At 65.2% G+C, this 20258-nt stretch carries 18 protein-coding genes; 8 read left to right on the top strand and 10 right to left on the bottom strand.

Annotation, left to right across the window (positions count from 1 at the left end; all coding sequences use genetic code 11):
• The first annotated feature begins 64 nt into the window (after positions 1-64).
• The 3 genes from ACFO5X_RS20520 to ACFO5X_RS20510 are packed head-to-tail and all read left to right on the top strand — an operon-like array spanning position 65 to position 2980.
• Entirely contained in the window at positions 65-1066 is a 1002-nt protein-coding gene (locus ACFO5X_RS20520) for a TRAP transporter substrate-binding protein (protein WP_380720617.1), read from the top strand.
• Between the two features lie 47 nt (positions 1067-1113).
• Positions 1114-2094 carry a VOC family protein gene (locus tag ACFO5X_RS20515; RefSeq protein ID WP_380720616.1) on the top strand — a complete coding sequence of 327 codons (981 nt, stop codon included), beginning with the start codon at positions 1114-1116 and terminating at the stop codon, positions 2092-2094.
• Positions 2095-2137: 43 nt separating this feature from the next.
• Entirely contained in the window at positions 2138-2980 is an 843-nt protein-coding gene (locus ACFO5X_RS20510; protein ID WP_380720613.1) for a fumarylacetoacetate hydrolase family protein, read from the top strand.
• Between the two features lie 42 nt (positions 2981-3022).
• Here the strand turns inward: ACFO5X_RS20510 and ggpS are convergent, their stop codons facing one another.
• Genes ggpS through ACFO5X_RS20495 form a run of 3 tightly spaced genes read right to left on the bottom strand, consistent with a single transcriptional unit; the run spans position 3023 to position 6433 of the window.
• Positions 3023-4528, bottom strand: coding sequence for a glucosylglycerol-phosphate synthase (gene ggpS, locus ACFO5X_RS20505; protein WP_380720610.1), 1506 nt, complete (start codon positions 4526-4528; stop codon positions 3023-3025).
• Complete coding sequence (locus tag ACFO5X_RS20500; RefSeq protein WP_380720607.1) at positions 4518-5306, bottom strand: HAD-IIB family hydrolase; 789 nt, start codon at positions 5304-5306, stop codon at positions 4518-4520. Before ACFO5X_RS20500 ends, ggpS begins: the two co-directional genes overlap by 11 nt.
• Positions 5303-6433 carry an NAD(P)H-dependent glycerol-3-phosphate dehydrogenase gene (locus ACFO5X_RS20495; protein WP_380720604.1) on the bottom strand — a complete coding sequence of 377 codons (1131 nt, stop codon included), beginning with the start codon at positions 6431-6433 and terminating at the stop codon, positions 5303-5305. Before ACFO5X_RS20495 ends, ACFO5X_RS20500 begins: the two co-directional genes overlap by 4 nt.
• Positions 6434-6926: 493 nt before the next feature.
• On the opposite strand from ACFO5X_RS20495, the gene ACFO5X_RS20490 reads away from it, so the two are divergent.
• Entirely contained in the window at positions 6927-8573 is a 1647-nt protein-coding gene (locus ACFO5X_RS20490) for an alpha-amylase family glycosyl hydrolase (RefSeq protein WP_380720600.1), read from the top strand.
• On the opposite strand, the gene ACFO5X_RS20485 is transcribed toward ACFO5X_RS20490, so the two are convergent.
• The 6 genes from ACFO5X_RS20485 to ACFO5X_RS20460 form a co-directional block, all read right to left on the bottom strand.
• A complete protein-coding gene (locus ACFO5X_RS20485) occupies positions 8567-9268 on the bottom strand; it encodes a TetR/AcrR family transcriptional regulator (RefSeq protein WP_380720597.1) in 702 nt (233 codons plus the stop codon). The genes ACFO5X_RS20490 and ACFO5X_RS20485 overlap by 7 nt on opposite strands.
• Positions 9237-10043: a sterol desaturase family protein gene (locus tag ACFO5X_RS20480; protein ID WP_380720595.1), complete on the bottom strand. Its 807-nt coding sequence runs from the start codon at positions 10041-10043 to the stop codon at positions 9237-9239. Before ACFO5X_RS20480 ends, ACFO5X_RS20485 begins: the two co-directional genes overlap by 32 nt.
• 77 nt (positions 10044-10120) lie before the next feature.
• On the bottom strand, positions 10121-10918 hold the full coding sequence (locus tag ACFO5X_RS20475) for an ABC transporter permease (protein WP_380720592.1): 798 nt from the start codon (positions 10916-10918) through the stop codon (positions 10121-10123).
• A gap of 3 nt (positions 10919-10921) precedes the next feature.
• Positions 10922-11758 carry an ABC transporter permease gene (locus tag ACFO5X_RS20470; RefSeq protein WP_380720588.1) on the bottom strand — a complete coding sequence of 279 codons (837 nt, stop codon included), beginning with the start codon at positions 11756-11758 and terminating at the stop codon, positions 10922-10924.
• Positions 11755-12915, bottom strand: a complete 1161-nt coding sequence (locus ACFO5X_RS20465) for an ABC transporter ATP-binding protein (protein WP_380720585.1) — start codon at positions 12913-12915, stop codon at positions 11755-11757. The genes ACFO5X_RS20470 and ACFO5X_RS20465 overlap by 4 nt, the downstream gene beginning before the upstream one ends.
• Positions 12916-12992: 77 nt before the next feature.
• Positions 12993-14030 carry an ABC transporter substrate-binding protein gene (locus tag ACFO5X_RS20460; RefSeq protein WP_380720582.1) on the bottom strand — a complete coding sequence of 346 codons (1038 nt, stop codon included), beginning with the start codon at positions 14028-14030 and terminating at the stop codon, positions 12993-12995.
• A gap of 449 nt (positions 14031-14479) precedes the next feature.
• Here ACFO5X_RS20460 and ACFO5X_RS20455 point away from each other — a divergent pair, with 449 nt between their 5' ends.
• The 3 genes from ACFO5X_RS20455 (at position 14480) to ACFO5X_RS20445 (ending at position 17947) form a co-directional block, all read left to right on the top strand.
• The gene (locus ACFO5X_RS20455) at positions 14480-15616 is read left to right on the top strand and encodes an NAD(P)/FAD-dependent oxidoreductase (RefSeq protein WP_380720579.1); all 1137 of its coding nucleotides are present in this window, start codon (positions 14480-14482) and stop codon (positions 15614-15616) included.
• Entirely contained in the window at positions 15613-17079 is a 1467-nt protein-coding gene (locus tag ACFO5X_RS20450; protein WP_380720576.1) for a M81 family metallopeptidase, read from the top strand. The genes ACFO5X_RS20455 and ACFO5X_RS20450 overlap by 4 nt, the downstream gene beginning before the upstream one ends.
• A 145-nt stretch (positions 17080-17224) precedes the next feature.
• Entirely contained in the window at positions 17225-17947 is a 723-nt protein-coding gene (locus ACFO5X_RS20445) for a ribonuclease activity regulator RraA (RefSeq protein ID WP_380720573.1), read from the top strand.
• A 24-nt stretch (positions 17948-17971) separates the two neighbouring features.
• Here the strand turns inward: ACFO5X_RS20445 and ACFO5X_RS20440 are convergent, their stop codons facing one another.
• Positions 17972-19174: a Fic family protein gene (locus ACFO5X_RS20440; RefSeq protein ID WP_380720570.1), complete on the bottom strand. Its 1203-nt coding sequence runs from the start codon at positions 19172-19174 to the stop codon at positions 17972-17974.
• A gap of 268 nt (positions 19175-19442) precedes the next feature.
• On the opposite strand from ACFO5X_RS20440, the gene ACFO5X_RS20435 reads away from it, so the two are divergent.
• Positions 19443-20255, top strand: a complete 813-nt coding sequence (locus tag ACFO5X_RS20435; RefSeq protein ID WP_380720564.1) for an IclR family transcriptional regulator — start codon at positions 19443-19445, stop codon at positions 20253-20255.
• Positions 20256-20258 lie beyond the last annotated feature (3 nt).

Below are 20258 nucleotides of genomic sequence, written 5' to 3'. Positions count from 1 at the left end.
CAGCGGTTCCGGGCCGGGGCAGGCGATAGCGTAACGTGACCACGACGGACGAAGGGGAGGAACCATGTCCATCATCAGAACCATCACCGCGGCGGCGCTGGCGCTCGCCGCCGGGACCGCCGGGGCCGAAACGCTGCGCTTTTCAAGTTTCGAGCCGCCCGTCGCGCATATCACCAAGAACATCCTGACCCCCTGGGCCGAAGAGGTCTCGGCCGCCTCGAACGGCACCATCGACATCCAGATGTTCGCCGGCGGCACGCTGGGCCGTTCACCCGCGCAGCAGCTCAAGCTGGTCGAGGACGGCGTGGCCGATTTTGCCTGGATCATCCCGGGCTATTCGCCGGGGCGGTTCACGCAGGGAACGGTCGCCGAACTGCCCTTCATGGTGCCGAACGCCACCGTCGGGTCCGAGGCGATGTGGAAGATGGTCGAAGACGGCTATTTCACCGGCGACTATGACAAGTTCAAGCTGATCGGGGTGCTGGTCTCGGCGCCAAACTTCATCGTCTCGCGCATTCCGATTGTCGAACCCGAGGACATGAAGGGCATCAACTTCCGCGGCCCCGGCCCGGTGATGCTCAAGGCGGTGGAGGCCCTCGGCGCGGTGCCGGTGGGCGGCATCACCGGCCCGACCATCGCCGACGCCATCCGGCGCGGGCTGGTGGAAGGCACGATGACCCAGTGGGCCGCCGTCGAAACCTTCCGCATCGGCGAGGTGACGGACTATTATATGACAGCGCCTCTGGGAGCGACGCCGATGCTCGTGCTGATGAACAAGGCGAAATACGACAGCCTGCCGGACGAGGCGAAGGCCGCCATCGACAAGTTCTCCGGCGCCGCCTTCTCGGAACGCTTCGGCAAGAGCTTCGACGCGCACCACGATGCGGCGGGCGACCGCGAGGCGGCGACCGGCGCGACCATTGTCAAGCCCGACGCGGCGCTGACGCAGCGGTGGAAGGACGCCACCCAGGTGGCCGTCGATGACTGGATCGCCACCACCGAGAACGGGCAGGCGATCTATGACGCCTTCCGCGAACGGCTGGACGCCGCCGCCGCCGCGCACTGAACATCTCCGGGGGCTTCGGCCCCCGGGGCCCCACCGGGAGAGAGAGCATGACCCTGACATCGCTGGGCTACATCGGCATCCGCAGCACAAGGACCGAGGACTGGAGCGGCTTCGCGACCGGTCTCCTCGGGATGCAGCAGGTCGACCGCGGCGGCGATGTCCGCGCCTTCCGGATGGACGACCGCAAGCAGCGGCTGATTGTCAGCGGCGACACGGGCGACGGGCTGGGCTTCATGGGCTGGGAGGCCGAAAGCCCGGCGGCGCTGGAGGCGCTGGCCGCGCGGCTGGAAAACGCGGGCGTGGCCGTGACGCTCGAAAGCGGATCCCTGGCCGACGAACGGCACGTGGCGCGTCTGATCTCCTTCAGCGATCCCGCGGGCAACCGGCTCGAGGTCTTCTGCGGGCCGGAGGTGGCCAGCGATCCCTTCACCCCGGGCCGGGCGATCTCGGGCTTCAAGACAGGGGCGCTGGGAATGGGGCACGCGGTGCTGCACGCGACCGACGTGGACGTTCTCCTGCCCTTCTACCGCGACCTGCTGGGCTTCAGCGTGACCGACTACGGCCTCTCGCCGATCAAGCTGTATTTCTTCCATCTCAACGGGCGCCACCACTCCTTCGCCATGGTTGGCAGCGGCCGGCGTGGAATGCACCACTTCATGGTCGAACTGCTGTCGCTGGACGACGTGGGTCAGGGATATGACCTCGCGCAAAGCGAGGCGGGCCGCGTGGCCTATACGCTCGGGCGGCATTCCAACGATCACATGACCTCGTTCTACGCCAATTCGCCCTCGGGGTTCTTTGTCGAATACGGCTGGGGCGCGCGGGTCATCGACCCCGAGACCTGGGAGCCGCACGAAACTTTCGACGGCCCCTCCTACTGGGGCCACGAGCGCCTGCACATGCCCGAGGGCGATCCGGCCCGGGTGCGGATGCGCGAGATGCGGATGGACGCGGCGCGGCGCGGGCTGCGCGCGCCGGATCCGGTCAGCAACTGCGCCTGGCTCGACAGCGTCATCCGGCGCGAGTGACCCGGGGATCCGGCGCTCCCAGAATTCAACAACGGAGATCTGAATGCGAATCCTGTCCTACGTCCTTCCGGACGGAACCGAGTCCTATGGCCTTGCCCAGGGTGACACCCTCCGCGACGCGGGTGCCGCGCTGCGCGGCAAGGCAAGGGACCTGCAGGCGTTTCTCGCCACCGGCGGCGACCTCGCCGCAGAGGCTAAGGGCGAGACCCTCGCGGCCGCCGACGTGACCTTCCTCCCGCCGGTGCCCAATCCCGACAAGATCATCTGCATCGGCCTGAACTACATGACGCACATCCGCGAAACCGGCCGCGACGCGCCAAAGCACCCGGCCATCTTCATCCGCTTTCCCGGCTCCATCGTCGGGCATCAGGCCGCGATGATCCGCCCCAAGGTGTCCGACTGGTTCGACTTCGAGGGCGAGCTGGCCGTGGTGATCGGCAAGACCTGCCGCCACGTTCCCGCCGCCAAGGCAAAAAGCGTCATCGCCGGCTATACCTGCTTCAACGACGGATCGGTGCGCGACTGGCAGCGCCACACCAGCCAGTTCTGGGCCGGCAAGAGTTTCGAGAAGTCAGGCTCGATGGGCCCCTGGATCGTGACCGCCGACGAGATGCCCGAACCGGAGGCGCAGCATATGGTGACCCGGCTGAACGGGCAGGAAATGCAATCGACCCCGATCTCGGATCTGGCCTTCGGCATCCCGGAACTGATCGCCTATTGCTCGACCGTCTGCGAACTGAAGCCCGGCGACGTGATCGCCACCGGCACCCCCTCGGGCGTGGGTCTGTTCCGCGAACCGAAGGTGTTCATGAAGCCCGGCGACCGCGTCGAGATCGAGATCACCGGGATCGGCACCCTGTCGAACCCCATCGAGGACGAGGTCTGAGCACAGAGCCAGGGCGGTGTCACCCGCGCGCGACAGCGCCCGTCAGCCCGCCTTGGCAAGCTCGTTCTTGCGCCTGTCCACCTCATCGAACTGCCGCTGCTGTTCGGCGCCCCAATGGGCAACCGTGAACTGACTGACGACAGAGCGCAGGTTCTTCATCCGGTTACGCCGCTCTTCCTCGGGCATGTTGATCGCCGACAGAATCGCCGAATCCATCGACCGGTGAGAGAATGGATTGGTGACCACGGCTGAGTGCAGTTCGACCGCCGCGCCGGCGAATTCCGACAGGACCAGCACGCCGTCGCCATCCACCCGCGCCGAAACGAACTCCTTGCAGACAAGGTTCATCCCGTCGACCAGCGGGGTGATCCAGGCGATATCGGCGGCAAGATAGTATTTGATCAGATCGTCGAAGGGGATGGCGCGCGAGATCAGAGCGATGGGCTGCCATTCCAGCGTTCCGAACCGGCCGTTGATGCGGCCTGCGGTTTCCTCGATGCCGGTCTGGATCGGGGCATAGGCCGACATGCTGCGGTCGGCGCTGACCGAGACATGCATCAGCTTGACCTTGCCGCGCAGGTCCGGGTTGTCGGTCAGCACCCGTTCAAAGCTTTCCAGCTGCTCCACGCCGCCCTTGGTATAATCGGTGCGCCCCACCGACAGCAGCAGCTTGCGCCCGGCCTGCGATTCGCGGATCCGCTGGGCATCGGCCTGCACCTCGGGATCCGAGGCGCGCCCGGCGATGAAGTCGAAATTCACCCCGACAGCGGCAGCGCTGATCGCGATCTTCCGTCCCTCATAGGACAGCATGGTCGGAGCGCTGCGCTCGCTGAGCGCGGTGCCGTCCGATATCCGTTCAGGCCCCAGCGCGGCCCGCTCGACCGTTTCGACATCGAAAAGGCTGCGCGCGACCGAAACGAAATTGGCCGCGTAACGGGGAATGTGAAAGCCGATGATATCGCATTCCAGCAGGCTGGCGATGATTTCGCGCCGCCATGGCAGGACGTTGAACATGTCGGCCCCGGGGAAGGGCGTGTGGTGAAAGAAGGAAATCTTCACGTCCGAGCGCAGCTTGCGCAGATACCCCGGCACCAGCCACAGGTTGTAGTCGTGAATCCAGACCCGCGCCCCCTGCGCCGCCTCGCGCGCCGCCGCCTCGGCAAAGGCCCAGTTGACTTCGCGAAAGGTCGGCCAGTCCACCGGGTCGTAATTGAACTTTTCCTTGAAGCTGTGAAGGATCGGCCAGAACGCCTCTTTCGACGAAACGTGGTAAAAGCTCGACACCTGTTCGAAGGTCAGCGGCAGTCGCGACACGTTGTAGGTGCCATAGGCATCGGAAACCTCGATGACCCTCTCGAACTCGGGATTGGCCGGATCCTCGGCCAGCTTCCAGGCGATCCACGAGGCCTTTTCCGCGGTCGAGAAAAAGCTCTTGAGCGTCGGTACGATTCCGTTCGGGCTGCGGTTCTCGCGCAGCGTGACCTTGCCATCGACCTCGACCTCTTCATAGGGTTGCCGGTGGTAGACGATGACCAGATCAGACGGCATCGGACAGGATCTCCTCGCTTCTGGGGTGCAGGTTGAAATGCGCGATCGCCTCGGCGATGCCGGCCGCGCCGATGGCCCGCGCGCGCAGAATATCGGGCGTCGCGGGCAGAGCGTCGAGCAGGGGCTGTTCCGATCCGCCAACCGCCACCGCGCGCGTGCCCGCCACCAGCATGGACAGGTCGTTCAGCGTGTCCCCCGCCGCCAGTGTGCGCGCCGGCGCGATCCCGAGATGGCCGAGCAGCCGCAGCAGCGACGGCCCCTTGCTGACGCCCGGCGGCAGAACATCGAGAAAGCGGTTGTCGGAAATCAGCAGATCCAGCCCGAGGTCGGCCACGATATCATGCGCCACCGGATCGAACCGGTCCGGGTCGTAGTGATAGCTGACGCGATAGCGGAACGGCGTCTCTTGCACCGTCAGCCCCGCGACGTTCTCCAGACCCTGCCGCACCCGCGCGCCACTGTCGTTCCAGCGCGTGACGATCTCGTCTTCCAGCACCTCGATAGGCGCGATGGTCCGCTCGGGAGACACCCGGGCGATGGTCGTGCCGACATCGCCGATGATATATTCCGGCCAGGGCAGTCTGCCTTCGGCGCAGACCGAGCCGATGAACTCGGGATCGCGACCGGTTACAAAGATCAGTCGCACGCTGTCGCGGTTGTCTTCGATCCAGCTGTACAGACGTGCCCTGTCCTCGTCGGATCCCCCCAGAAAGGTGCCGTCCAGATCCGTCGCCAGCGTGAATGCCCGGCTGTCCGTTGCCTCTGCGTCAAACGTCATGTGCCGCGTCCGTCCATGACCAGTTGCCGCGCCTGCGCCGGGTTCGACAGCCGGATGTCGAGTGCGCGCGGCTCACCCTGGATCGGCCGCGTCCAGAGATCGCCGAATGCCTGCCCTATGTCGGCGCCTTCATGCAGGATGCTGTACACAGTCTCGCAGATCGGGATCGAAACATTGAGCCGCCGCGCCAGATCGACGATCGAGACGGCATTGACCTCGCCCTCGACCACAACGGGTTTGCCGTCAAAGCACTTCTCGCGCGGAATGCCCTGGCCGAGCTGCACGCCCAGCGACATGTTGCGCGAGGTGCGGCTGGAACAGGTCAGGGTCAGATCGCCAGCGCCGGCCAGTCCGGTCACCGTTTCGCGGCGCCCGCCCAGGGCCTCGGCAAGCTGCTTCATCTCGTCCATGCCGCGCGTGATCAGCGCGGCCCGGGTGTTTTCGGCAAACCCGGCGCCCGTCATCATGCCGCAGGCGATGGCGACCACGTTCTTCACCGCGCCGCCAATCTCCACACCGACCAGATCGTCGGAAATGTAGGTCTTGAAGAACCCGGTGCTCATCGACAGGGCAAGGCGGGCGGCCGGACTGTCGTGCGGGGCAAGCCGGTCGGCATGGGTGAAGTCGAAGGCAACCGTCGCGGCGGTATAGTGGCCAAGCGCCGTTTCGCGGGCAAAGGTCGGTCCCGATATCGCCCCGACGCGGGCGTCGCGCAGTTCGTCGGCGACAACCTGCGACATCAGCATCCCGCTGCTCGGTTCGATGCCCTTCGTGCAGACCGCGACGGGCGTGCCGGCAGGGATCAGCGGCCGTACCTGTCGCGCCATGGCGCGGGTGGCCACCGAGGGCACGACGAAAAGCACCACATCGGCGCCCACCAGCGCTTCGGCCGCGTCGGTCGTGGCCTGCAAGCCTGCGGGCAGCGGAACATCGTCGAGATAGCGCGGATTGCGCGAGGTCCGATTGATGGCCTCGGCGACTTCGGGGTCGCGGGCGAGCAGGCGAACCTGATGTCCCGCCTGCGCGGCGACACTGGCCAGCGCGGTTCCCCAAGCCCCCGCGCCAATGACCGCAAAGCGCGTATAGGGCAGGGTGGGAAGGCGGTGTGATTGCAGCTCTTCGTTCATGTTCCCTTTCGGATTCTTATCCATCGGGCAACGGCGCCAGGGCGGCGTGTCGTCCTTTCACATAGAGGTGTTGATGGGCTGTATCTAAAGCTTGCGGGTCTCGCTGCAACAGTCGAATGGCACAAAAGCGACATCTTGACCCTTTTTCGCGGTGTGGCGCACAAATCCTGCGCAAACCTTGCCTGCCCGGTATTTTTCTTCAGCGCGCTGCCGTTTCGCAAGGAATGGGATAGGCCGATACAGGCAAGCCTTTGATTGTAAAAGCCCAAGCGCTAGATGGCTTGTTTGATCTGCGGCGCGGGATCGTCCCGCCGCCGGCAAGGACGAATTGACAAGTGGTTATGGCTGTGTCGTTTTTCGACCACGTGCCGGACCGCGATCCCGGGATCAGGGATCGCTGGGACCGGCCGTTTCGGAGGCCCGTGCGCCGGCCTGGCGGCCCCGGGCAAGATGGTGAACTCGAAGCGCCGCCTGGGCGCGAGGCTATGCGATCATGACAACCGATCGGACGGAAATCGACCGGGACTGGTGGCGCGGATGTGTCATCTATCAGATCTATCCCCGCAGCTTTCAGGACAGCAACGCCGACGGCATCGGCGATCTGCGGGGCATCGTGGACCGTATGCCCTATCTGGCCAGTCTGGGCGTGGATGCGATCTGGGTGTCGCCCTTCTACACTTCGCCCATGAAGGACTTCGGCTATGACATCAGCGATTTCTGCGATGTCGATCCAATGTTCGGCACGCTTGCCGATTTCGACGCACTGGTGGCGGCGGCCAACGACCACGGCCTCAAGGTGATGATCGACCTCGTGCTGTCGCATACCTCGGACCAGCACGCCTGGTTCACGGCCAGCCGCGCCTCGCGGGAAGGGCCCTATGCCGACTGGTACGTCTGGGCCGATCCGAAAGAAGACGGCACCCCGCCGAACAACTGGCTGTCGTTCTTCGGCGGATCGGCCTGGCAGTGGGACTCACGGCGCGAGCAGTATTTCCTGCACAACTTCCTGACGTCGCAGCCCGATCTGAATTTGCACAGCGAAGCGGTGCAAAGCGCGCTGCTGGGTGTTGTCCGCTTCTGGCTCGACCGTGGCGTTCACGGATTCCGGCTGGACACCGTCAACTTCTACTTCAACGACAAGGACCTGCGCGACAACCCGCCGCTGCCGAAAGACCAGCGCAACGCCATCCTGGCGCCCTCCGTCAATCCGTACAACTACCAGTCGCACATCCATTCCAAGAACCAGCCCGAGAACCTGGAGTTCCTGAAACGCCTTCGAGCGCTTCTCGACGAATATCCCGGGACGACCACCCTGGGAGAGATCGGCGATGCCGAACGGGGCCTCGAACTGATCGGCACCTATACCGAGGGTGCCGAGCTTCTGCACATGTGCTACGCCTTCGACTTCCTCGCGCAGGAACCGCTCAGCGCCGCCCGCGTGGCCGAGGTGCTCTACAAGGCGGACCACCTGACCAAGGGCGGATGGGTGGCCTGGGCCTTCTCCAACCATGACGTGATGCGCCATGCGACTCGGTGGAACCTGTCCCCAGCCGCCCAGCGGCTCTGTGCGACGCTGCTGCTGTGCCTGCCAGGGTCGGCCTGCTTCTATCAGGGCGAGGAACTGGGTCTGGAAGAGGCCGACCTGGCCTTCGAGGATATCCGCGACCCCTACGGCCGCGAATTCTGGCCGGAATACAAAGGGCGCGACGGCTGCCGCACCCCGATGGTCTGGACCGGAACCGAGCGCAACGGTGGCTTCACCACCGGCGATCCCTGGCTGCCGATCAGCCCGCACCACCTGCGCCATGCGGTCGATGTCCAGGAAAGCGAACCCGGCGCGATGCTGCACCATTACCGCAGGGCGCTGGCCTTCCGCGCGACCCATCCGGCCCTGCGCACCGGGATGCTCGACGGTGTCTACGTCTACGGCGATGTCCTGCATTTCCGGACGGTTTCACCCGAAGAGACGCTGTATTGCGCGTTCAACCTCTCCGACACGCCCTCGGCACACAACCTGCCGTCCGGCACCTGGGAAACCATCGGTCAGGAGCTGGGCGCCGTCAGCGTCAGCCACGACGGCCTGCTGCACATGGGGCCGTGGCAGATCTGCATCGCCCGCCAGCAGGCCGAGGTCTATTGACCCTCTGACCGATCCAGCGTCGCGGCAGGGTCGCGCGTCCGCAAGACGCCCGCGACACCTTCGGTCATATAGGGCCTGAGGAGAGATGCAATAGCCCGCGCTCCGGTGTGAAGCTCCGTGTCCGCCGACTCCCTATGCCGCATGCGCGCATAGTCCATGTGAAACCGCCCGATGATCACACAGTTGGCCGCGATTTCGCGAACGCCGGCCTCCCGCAGATCCAGCAGCCCCGCGGCCTCTGCCGCGCGCAACCGCTCTTCGACCAGCCCTTCGATCCTGACGTAGCTGTCCCGCAACCGCTCGAGGATCGCCTCGCGCGGCTCCAGCGCGAACAGCGGATCGCGCAGCAGATATCGGAACTCCCACAGGATCCCGAACAGCGCGAGAAAGGTCTCGACCGCCTGCGCCGGCGCCTCCGGAAACGGTTGCCCGAAATGCTCTTCCAGCCGTTGCTCCATCGTATCCAGATGGGCCAGCACCAAGTCCTTCTTGGTCTTGAAGTGATACCAGAGCGTGCCCTCAAGGACATCGGCCGTCGTGGCGATCTGGGCCGTGGTGACAAAATCGAAACCCTGCTCGTCGAACAGCGCCAGGCTCGCGCGCAGGATCTTGCCGCGCGTCTTCGACCCGAAGGCGGCAACCGTCGCCGGTGACAGCCCGGCCTTAGCCATCGGGGCGCCGCGTCGCGCGATCATAAAGCTGTTCCGCCTCGGGATGCAGCGTCCCGTGCAGGCGGTCCCAGATGACGGTGTAGAGACCGAAGTTGTATCGGAACGTCCTGTGATGCTGGTTGTGATAGGCCGATTTGTTGAGCAGCCGGCCCAGCCAGGTCGCCGCCAGCCAGCGCGGCATGATCTCGTACCCCAGGTGCCCGTAAACGTTATAGGACAGCGACACCAACGAGGCTGCGAGCAGACAGACCGAATACATCGGCATCACCATGACCAGCGGAACGAAGACGGCGATTTCCAGAATGGCTTCGAACGGATGAAAGGCAAAGGCGGCAAAGGCGCTCGGGTTCGTGGACAGATGGTGCGTCCGGTGGATCGGCTCGAAGAACGGCGGCCGGTGCACCAGCCGATGCATCCAGTAGAAATACCAGTCGTGGATCAGCAGCGCGACCGGGATCTGAAGGACAAGCCAGACCGCGCCATAGTGCAACGGGTCGTCGTAGATGGCGGTAAGGCCCGCCTGTTTCATCAGGATGATCAGCCCGACAATGCCGGTGAACACGATGACGGTGACAACCGAGTCGCGTATCTCCCGCGAGATTTGCGCCGAAGAGAAGGGTCGGGGCTGCAACCGCCGCCAGGGCGCCCATCGTCCCAGAGCCAGCCCAAGCGAATATCCGGCAGAGCTGAGCACGGCATACCTGAGCAGGATCAGCAAAAGGATAAGCAGCGCCCCAACCGCATACCAGACCGGTTTGGGCGCTGCCTCTGACAAGGACTGCAGGACAGAAAGGAACATGGGCGATCACTCGATTCTGGGTGTTTACCCAAATTTGGGTGATTGCCCAGTTTCAGTCAAGCCCCGTTTTGTCGCCCTCACCCCGACTGTCGTTGCACGAAGAAACTCAGCCCCGCGACACGCTCCAGCAGCAGGATCGCCAGGAAGGTGATGATCACTGACAGCGTCGAGATCGCCGCCAGCACCGGCGAGGCATCGTCCTGGATGAAGGTGAAGATCTGGACGGGCAGGGTGGTGATGTCGGGCCCGATCAGGAACATTGTCACCGTCACCTCGTCGAAGGAAATGATGCCGGTGAACAGCAGCGAGGTCAGGATGCCCGAGCGGCAGATCGGCAGGATGATGTCCCACAGTGCGCGCAGTTCCGACGCGCCCAGCACTTCCGCGGCGCGGATCAGGTCCGGGTCGACCGACCGCAGGGCGACGTGGATCGGCCGATAGGAAAACGGCAGGGTTACCATCAGATGCGCCAGGATGATCGCCCAGGGCGTCCCGACGATGCCCATTGCCGCCATCAGCGCCACCGCCGCGACTCCCATCGAGGCATGGGGGAAGAACAGCGGCGAAAAGATCGCGAGTTCCAGCCAGCCGGAGATCCGCGGCGCATAGCGCAGGGTGAAATAGGCGGCCAGAAAGCTGATTGCGGTGATCAGCGTCGCCACGATGGCGGCGATCCAGAGCGACGTCAGCACCGCGCGGCCCCAGCGCGGATCCGTGAAGGCCTCGATATACCAGCGGATCGACCAGCTGTCGGGCGGAAACTGGATATAGCCCGACCCGTTGAACGAGGCGCCAAAGACGATCACGATGGGCGCGGGCAGCATCAGCAGCAGGACGATACCCAGCGTTTTGGTCAGGGGAGTCAGCTTGCGCATCGGTTACTCCTGCCCGCGCAGGGCGCGGCGTTCGATCAGTTTCAGAATGACCAGCGACACGAAGGACAGCGTCAGCAGACAGATGGACCACGCCGCGGCCTTGGACATGTTGAAGGTCGCCATCACCTCCTGATAGATCTGCGAACCGACGAATTTCTCGGTGATCCCGCCCAACAGCAGGGGCGTCACGATGGCCCCGACCGAGGCGAGATAGATCACCATCAGCGAGGTGAAGACACCCGGCAGCGACAGCGGCAGCACGATGGTCCGGAAGGTCTGCAGACGGTTCGCCCCAAGCACGCGCGAGGCTTCCTCCAGGTTCTCCTCGATCGACAGCAGCGAGGCGAGGATCGACACCACGGCAAAGGGGATCAGCACATGGGTAAGACCAATGACGATGCCGGTATCGTTGAACATCAGCTTCAACGGCGTGTCGATCACGCCGACCCAGCCCAGAAAGGCGTTCAAGAACCCCTTGGGACCCAGCAGGATGATCCAGCCGTAGGTGCGTACGACAAGGCTGACCAGCCAGGGCACCAGCACCACGATCAGCAGCATGTTGCGATGCCGCTCCGACCGCCACAACAGAAGGGCAATGGGATAGGCCAACAACACCGCCAGCAGCGCGACGACGATCGAGGTCAGCACCGTGCGGTAGAAGACCACGTGATAATCCGGCCGCGACAGGATCTGCTCGAAATACTTCAGGGAAAATCCGCCCCGGTCGACGAAGGCATTGCTGAACAGCATGATGACCGAGATGAAGAACAGCCCGAGCACGATCAGCGCCGGCAAGAGCATCAGCCCCTTGGCCAGCGTCGGTTTCTCGCCGGTGTTCATGCGTCCTCTCCGAAGGCGCTGGCCATGTCGGCCGACAGCGGTGCGAAGACACGGGCCGAGTCGGCGGGAAAGGCGATCTGCACCTGTTGCCCGGACGCGATGCGTCCGGGCGTGTCGGTCATGCGGACGCTGACCATCCGGGTGCCCTGCGCGTCGAGCGTCACCCGGGTCAGCGGGCCGATCACCAGCGCATCGCGTACCACCGCCGCAGCGGTGACCATGTCCGGGGCCAGCGTCTCGCCCGGCTCGTGAATGGAGATCTTCTCGGGCCGCAGGCAGACGATGACCGAGTCTCCCACCGCCGGATCGTGCCCCCGGGCGACATGCGACGGCAGATCTACCGTCCCGGCACCGGTGGCAATCGCCAGCCTCTGGCCAACGGCCTGCACGCGGCCCGGCAGCTGGTTCACCTCGCCGATGAACTTGGACACGAACAGGTTCTGCGGGTCGGCGTAGATCTCCTGCGGGGTGCCGACCTGCTGGACGTGCCCGTTGCTCATGACCACGATCCGGTCCGAGATCATCGTCGCCTCTTCCTGGTCGTGCGTCACGAAGACAAACGTCGTCCTCAGCTGTTTCTGGATGTCCTTCAGCGCGAACTGAAGCTGCTTGCGCAGCTGCATGTCCAGCGCCGACAGGGGTTCGTCCAGCAACAGGATCGACGGTTCCAGCACCAGCGACCGGGCCAGGGCGACACGCTGTTTCTGCCCGCCCGACAGCTGCGCGATCCGCCGGTCGCCCAGCCCGTCAAGCCCGACGAGATGGATGAACTTGTCGACCCGCGTCCGGATCGACGCCGCATCGACGCGGCGCAGCTTCAGGCCATACGCGATATTCTCGGCCACCGAGAAATGCGGGAACAGGGCCAGGTTCTGGAACACCATCCCGATCGGGCGCTTCTGGGTGGGCACGTCGGTCATGTCCCGGCCATCGATCCGGATCCGCCCGCGCGTGGGCGAAATGAACCCGGCGATCAGGCGCAGAAGGGTCGTCTTGCCGCAGCCCGACGGGCCCAGCAGCGTGAGGAAGCTGCCGGCGGGAATGCTCAGCGACACCTCTGACAACACCTCGGCATCCCCGTAGGATTTCGAAACGGCTTCGATGTCGATGCTGCCGACGGCGGCGTCGCGGATCATGGTCTGGGTCGCGCTGGTCATAGGTGATTGGGCCTCTGCGGTCTGAAAAATGGCCGGATCGTGCCCGGCCATTTCAGGAAGGAGTCGGTATGTGACGGTTACTTCGCGGCTTCCGACATCAACTGCTCAACCATGTTGATGCGCTCTTCATGATGGTCCCAGACCACTTTCCAGTCGGGCACATACATCTGCTTCATCAGCTCTTCGCGGGTCGTTCCAAGCGTATCGAGATAGGCCTGCGGCAGCTTTGCGGTGTTGTTCGTCGGGATGCCGCCGCCTTCGACCGAAACCGCGACCTGGCTTTCGGCCCCGGCGAGGTAGTTCAGATACTGGCGCGTCTCCTCGCGGTTGGCCGCCCCCTTGGGCGATACGACCGCATAGGCCAGCATCAGCCCGCCCTCTTCGGGGATCACGATCTTGATGTTCTTCTGGCCCTCGTTCTGCAGATGCCAGACGCGGGTCGAATAGAACGGCACCGCGGTGACCTCGCCGGTCCCAAGCAGCGTGTTCATATGGGCCAGCGACGTATAGGTCGTCAGCGCGTTGGCGATCAGGCCCTTCAGCGTCTCCACGCCCGGCTCGACGTTCTCGGCATCCCCGCCATTGGCATGGGCGAGCATCGTCAGGTCATAGGCCGCGGCATAGACCGGACGGGTGATCGCCAGCTTGCCCTTCCATTTCGGATCGGCAAGGTTCTTCCAGCTCTTGAAGTCCTCGGCGCTGGCAAGATCGCTGTTATAGACGATGCCGTAATAGGCGAAGTAGGTCGGGATCCCGACGATCAGACCTTCCTCGTTGCGGATCACCACTTCCGGCGGCAGGTTCTTCACCTCGGGGATTTCCTCGTCGGTGAAGCCTTCCAGAAGATCGGTGCCCGACAGGCCGACGCCCTCGAAGAAGGTGACGGTCACGGCGTTATACTGGGACGCGGTGGGCGAGCGCACGGCGCCCGCGGTATTGGGCACCTCGACGACACGGGTCTCGATCCCGGTCTGATCGCTGAACGGCTTCTGCACGAACTCGCCAAGGGTGCGAGCGCCGCCGCCGCCCCAGGTGGCATGGATGACCTCGGCCGAAGCACTGGTCGCCAGGGTGGCGATCAGACCGATCGCGGCTGCATTCAGGAGTTTGTTCATTTGGTTCCCCATTGTTCGCTGTCCGGTCCGGAACGGTACCGATTGTTCCGGCAGTGTGATGGGCCGGATGCAAAGCTGTAAAATTCAATAGATCGCCAATATCATAACCGCATGTTATGCGATTTCGCCGGCCCTTGCGGCGCCGGCAACCTGCCGCCCTCATGCGGCAACGCAGAAAGGTCTCACCGCCTATTCTTCTGTTTTGCACGGGTTTGTCCGCGTCGCGCTGATAACCCGGCGGAATGAGAAGCCGCCGCCTTTGCATTATCGACCGGGCCGGAAACACTCTAGTCTCGCCGGGAAGGAAATGAAAAGCGGGATTTGGGAATGATCGGTGCGGAAGTTGTCGTGCGAACGCCGGACCGCTGCGGTGTAACGGCGTGTTGTGGCATTCCGGGCGCCTCCGCTCCGCTGAAACGGCGCTGCCCCCGCCCGGTCGACGGTGGGGCATGAGCGCGCGCGCCGAGATCCTCATCATCGGCGCCGGGATCGCGGGGGCGTCCCTGGCCTGGCAGTTGCGCGGCAGCGGGCGGGTGGTTCTGCTCGAAGCGGAAGACACGCCGGCGCATCATTCCACCGGACGCTCTGCCGCGGTGATGACCCCCTATGCCGGGGCGCCGCTGACGCGGGCCGCCAGTCTGGCAAGCCGCGGCTTTCTGATCCATCCGCCCGAGGGTTTCTGCGACGTGCCGCTGACCGCGCCGCGCGGCGTGCTGCGGCTTGCGGACGCCTCCGGGCGCGAGCGGCTGGAGGCAGCACTGGACGAGGGACTGTCGCAGGGTCGCACGTTACGCCTCATGGACCGGTCCGAGATTGCCGCAATGGGGTTGCCGATCACCGGCCGTGTCGCGCTGGGACTCCACGACGGAGAGCCACGCGACATTGATGTCGACGCCCTTCATCGCGCCTATCTGCGCGGTTCGGATGCCGATCTGCGCCTGCAGTCGCGGGTACGGGACATCCGGCGCGCTGGCTCGGACTGGGTGGTCGACACCTCCCGCGAGCGGTTGACTGCCCCAATCGTCGTGAACGCGGCAGGGGCCTTCGCGGATGAGGTGGCACTGCTGGCGGGTCTGCGGCCGCGCGGCCTGACCCCCTGCAAGCGCACCATCGCCCACTTCGAATGCCCCGGTCTGTCCACCGGCGGCTGGCCCCTGATCGCCGATCCGGACTTCAGCTTCTACGTGAAGCCCGAGTCGACCGGCATCCTCGTCTCGCCCTCTGACAAAACGCCCGCACCCCCCGGAGAGGTCTGGGCCGACGATCTCGATATTGCCGTGGCGGTGGACCGGATGCAGGGCTGGCTTGACCTGAACCTGCGCCGCCCCAGGGCCAGCTGGGCCGGCCTGCGCAGCTTTTTCCCGGATCAGGATCCCTTGGCGGGCTACGACCCCGAGGCGGAGGGATTCTTCTGGTACGCCGGTCAGGGCGGCTTTGGCATCCAGTCCTCTCCCGCCCTGTCCCGTGCGGCCGCCGCCATCCTGCGCGGCGATCCAGTCCCCGAGGACCTGGCAAAGGCCGGGCTGACGCGGGGCAACCTCTCGCCTTCGCGGCTCGATACGCTTTCATCAAAGGACCTGACATGACACGCGTGTTCATCGGTGGCATCGCCACGGAATCCAACAGTTTCAGCCCGGTGCCCACCACCCTCTCCGACTTCGAGAAGGGCGGGCTGTTCCATGGCACCGCAACCCGGGTCGACCCCCAGCATTTCACCGCGCCTCTGCATGTCTGGCGGGCCCGGGCCGAAGCCGAGGGCATCGACGTCGTCGAGGGCCTGATGGCCGCCGCCCAGCCCGGTGGCACGACCGTCGCCTCGGCCTGGCACAGCCTGCGTGACCGGCTGCTCGAGGATATCCGCGCGGCGGGGCCGCTCGACATGGTCCTGCTGAACCTGCACGGCGCGATGATCGCCTCGGACGAATTCGACTGCGAAGGCGCGCTTCTGGCAGCCATCCGCGCCATCTGTCCCGAGGCCATCATCGGCTGCGAGCTCGACCTGCACTGCCACCTGACGGCCCGGATCGTGGACTCGGCCGATCTGGTCGTTGCCTACAAGCAATATCCCCACACCGACATTGTCGAACGTGCTGAGGATCTGTGGTCACTGGCGCTGCGCACCCTGCGGAAAGAGGTCGCCCCCGTGGCGGCGGTTGCCGAATGTCACATGCTGTCGGTCTGGCACACCACCAAGCCGCCGATGTCCGATTTCGTCGCCCGGATGCACGCGCTGGAAGCGGAGGGTACGGCCCTGTCGGTCAGCTTCTGCCACGGCTTCGCGCTGGGGGATACGCCCGATCTCGGATCACGGATGCTGGTCTATGCGGACGGATCCCCGGCCGAGGCACAGCAGCTGGCAGAGCGGCTGGCGCAGGAGATCTGGGAATTGCGCCATCAGACCCGCATACCGGTCATGAACGAGGCCGACGCGGTGGCGGCGGCCCTGGCGGCGCCAAAGGGACCGGTGGTCATCGCCGATGTGGCCGACAACCCCGGCACCGGGGCCGGAGCGGACAGCACCTATCTGCTCAGTGCGCTGATCGATGCGGGGGCTAAGGGGGCGGTTGTCGGGGTCATGTACGATCCGATGGCGGTCGAAATCTGCGCCGGGGCCGGCGAAGGGGCCGAACTGGCGCTGCGGATCGGCGGCAAGTTCAGCCCCCGGTCCGGCCCGCCGCTGGATCTCGACGTGAAGGTGCTCAGGATCGTCCCGGATCTGCACCAGACAACGGTGGCCGGTCAGCGCATGATCTGCGGCAATGCGGTTCTGGTCGAAACGACCGGCGGCATCCGGATCGCCCTGTCCGACCGCCGCATCCAGACCTTCCATCCCGATGCCTTCACCGGCCTCGGCGTGGACGTCACCGCGGCCCCTGTGATCGTCGTGAAATCGACCCAGCATTTCCACGCCGGCTTTGCGCCTGTCGCGGCGGATATCCTTTATGCCCGGTCTCCGACGGCCGTGCAGTTTGAAGGTCCGGTGAATCCCTTCCGTCATCGCGACGGAAACTACTGGCCGCTCTCGGACAAGGCGTTTCGTCCGAATTAGAGCCACCCCGAACCCCCTCGCAGGAAATGCGTCGGCACTCTTCGAGACGAGTTGCCGTCGCCGGCACTCGCCCCGTATATGGGCCGCGGCATACTCCGTCCTTGGACGGATCGCTGGCCCGTGTCTGACAGGAAGGACTGCCCACATGACGACCGAACCGAATCGCGACGCCGCCCTGATCGAGGCCTTGCGCGGCGTGACCACCGCGACCCTGACGACCGTCCTGTTGAAGAAGGGTCTGCGCAACGTCTGGATCCGGGGCGCCTTCCCGCTGACGCCGAACCAGCCCCGGCTGGTGGGCCGCGCCTTCACCCTGCGCTTCGTGCCCGCGCGCGAGGATCTGGCGACACCGGCCAGCTGGGCCTCGCCGATCTCCACCCGTGCCGCCATCGAGGCGATGCCCGAAGGCTGCATCTGCGTGACCGACGCGATGGGCGTCAGCGATGCCGGGATCTTCGGCGACATCCTCTGCGCCCGGATGGTCAAGCGCGGCGTCACCGCGCTGGTGACGGACGGCGTCGTGCGCGATGCGGCCGGCGTCAAGGGTACGGGCCTGCCGGTCTGGTGCAGCGGCGTGGCCGCGCCGCCCTCGGTCGCCGGACTCACCTTCGTGGGCTGGGAAGAGCCGGTCGCCTGCGGCGGCGTGGCGGTCTTTCCGGGCGACATGATCGTGGCCGACGATGACGGCGCGGTCCTGATCCCCGCCGATCTGGTCGAAACCGTGACCACCGAGGCGGTAGAGCAGGAGCGGCTCGAAGGCTGGATCATGTCCCAGGTCGATGCCGGCGTGCCGCTGCCCGGCCTCTATCCCGCCAATGCCGAGAACAAGGCGAAATACGAGGCCTTCAAGGCGGCCCAGCAGGACTGATCCCTCGGCCTGATCTGCCGGGGCCTACCCCGGCAGATCGGCGTCGGTAAAGAGATTGGGGAAAAGACGTTCCCGATAGGCCAGCGGAAAGGCCAGCCGCACCGGCGTCTTGGGCGAGGCCGAGGTCAGATATCCGGCCTCGGTGAGCGTCCGAAGCGTGTTGCGCGCCGTCCGCTCGGAGGTCTTGAGCACAACCGGCGCATCGCCGCGCTCCAGCGCGCCATGCCGCAGGACCGCCGAAATCAGTTCCGGCGCGCGCTTGTCCTCCACCGTATCCGCCACCAGCCGGCGATAGCGTTTCTCCAGCCCCGCAAGGTCGAAAAGTTGCGCCGAAAAAGTGATCTGGTCCAGCGTGACCTTCAGGAACCACTCGCAGAAGGTGGCCAGCGCCGATTCCGACAGATTCCCGCGCCCGTCGCGGTCGCCCCGTCGCGGGCTGTCGGCCAGATCCATCATCCGCTTGTATTCGCCCCGGTCCGTCAACCCGCGTGCCAGCCCCCGCGACACCGACCACAGGCCCTGGCCACCGATCCCGGCGGTCAGCGCCATGGCGTGCGACATCAGCCGGCTGACCCGACCGTTCCCATCGGGAAAGGGGTGGATATAGTTCAGCCGGTGATGCGCCGAGGCGATTGCGATGATCCGCCCGCTGGCTGACCCCTCCGCGATCTGGAACCGCTTGTCGAAGTGATCCATGAAGGCCGCGACCCGTGCCGAAGAGGGCGGCAGATGGCGCCCGACCGAGACATCGGCATCGCCCGCCTGCCGCAGACGGCCGGGTACGATCGGCTCCCGCGTGCCATCCGGATGGTCGATCACGCGGAATTCGTCTGGCATTTCCTCATAGAACGTCCTGTGCACCCAGGTCAGAAACGGCAGCGAGGTGGGCCGCGGCAGCGTCCCGGCCCGGTATCTTTCGTCAATCGCGCGCTGGACGATGACATGGGCGCGCGCCTCCAGCGCGAGCGGGCGTGTCTCGGCCTCCAGCTCGGCACCGGCAAGGGCGCGCTCGATATCCCGGGGCCGGGTGTTGTGGCCTTCGATCAGGTTCGAATAATAGCAGTTCATCACCCGGACCATTTCCGCCAGCTCGGCCGCGCTGTCAGGATGCAGACCCTGCCCAAGGCCCACCGCCTCGCGCTGGATCTCGACCGAAAGGTCCGCCAGGCGCGCGGGGATACGATCCTCGAAAAAGCAGGGCTCGATCCTGCCCGGTGTCTCCAACATTCTTGCCGATCCCGAAAATCCAAAATCTCCTTTCCATATAATATGTTTTGACGCATCACCGCAAGGTTTTGCCGATATGACTTGCCGATCTTTCCTGCCGAAATCCGGCGCCTCGCAGCCCCGCACCCCGGACGGTCGCACAAGGGCTTACGCAACGTCACAGGTCTCGGTCGAACCGGACTCCGGAAAATTTTGTTTCACTTTTCGGTCGAATCAGTATCACCTAGTGAAACACACGGGTTGGAGGACCCGTGCTAGGGAGGGGACTTTGCCGGAAACTGGCGTCGCATCCGTGCAGACGATCGGGCGTGCTTCGATGGTGCTCAAGGTGCTGTCGGAAAGCAGTTCCGATGGCATGCGCCTGTCGGATGTCGCGATGGCCGTCGGGCTGGGCAAATCCACCGTCTCGCGGCTTCTGCGCGCCCTGATCGACGTCGGCTATGTCGAGACCGACGAACTCGGCAAGCGCTACCGGCTGGGCTATTGCCTGTTCAACCTCGGCAACGCCGCCCGCCGTTTTCACATCATCGAACTGGCCCGCCCCGCTCTGGCACGGCTGGCCGAGGTCACCAACGACACGATCTTCCTGTCGTTGCGCGACGGCGATCAGGCCCATTGCGTCGACCGCCAGACCGGGGCCTACCCGATCCGCACGCTGACCCTGTCGGTGGGCGACCGCCGCCCGCTCGGCGTCGGCGCGGGCTCGCTGGCGCTGCTGGCCTTCGAGCCCGAGGCCGAGGTCGAGCGCATCATCGCCACCAGCCACGAGGCGCGGCGCCCCTTCACCGGATTTGGCGATGACGCCCTGCGCGCGATGGTCTCCGACGCGCGGGCGCGGGGCTTTGCCTTCAACGACGGGCACATCGTCAGCGCGATGAACGCGGTCGGCGTGCCGGTGATGGATCAGAACGGGCGCGTCGCGGCCGCGCTGTCGGTTGCGGCGATCCGCGAGCGGATGACCGCGCCGCGCCTGACGGAACTCGTTGCCCTGCTGACCGCAGAGGCGGCGGAGCTTGGCAAAAGCATCGGCCGGCGCCGCGACCACGCGGCACGGCCTCTGGAAGTGACGGAAGAGGAATAGAAT

The sequence above is a fragment of the Seohaeicola nanhaiensis genome, assembly GCF_042654245.1.
Taxonomy (GTDB): domain Bacteria; phylum Pseudomonadota; class Alphaproteobacteria; order Rhodobacterales; family Rhodobacteraceae; genus Seohaeicola_A; species Seohaeicola_A nanhaiensis.
This window is presented reverse-complemented; position numbering and strand designations above follow the sequence as displayed.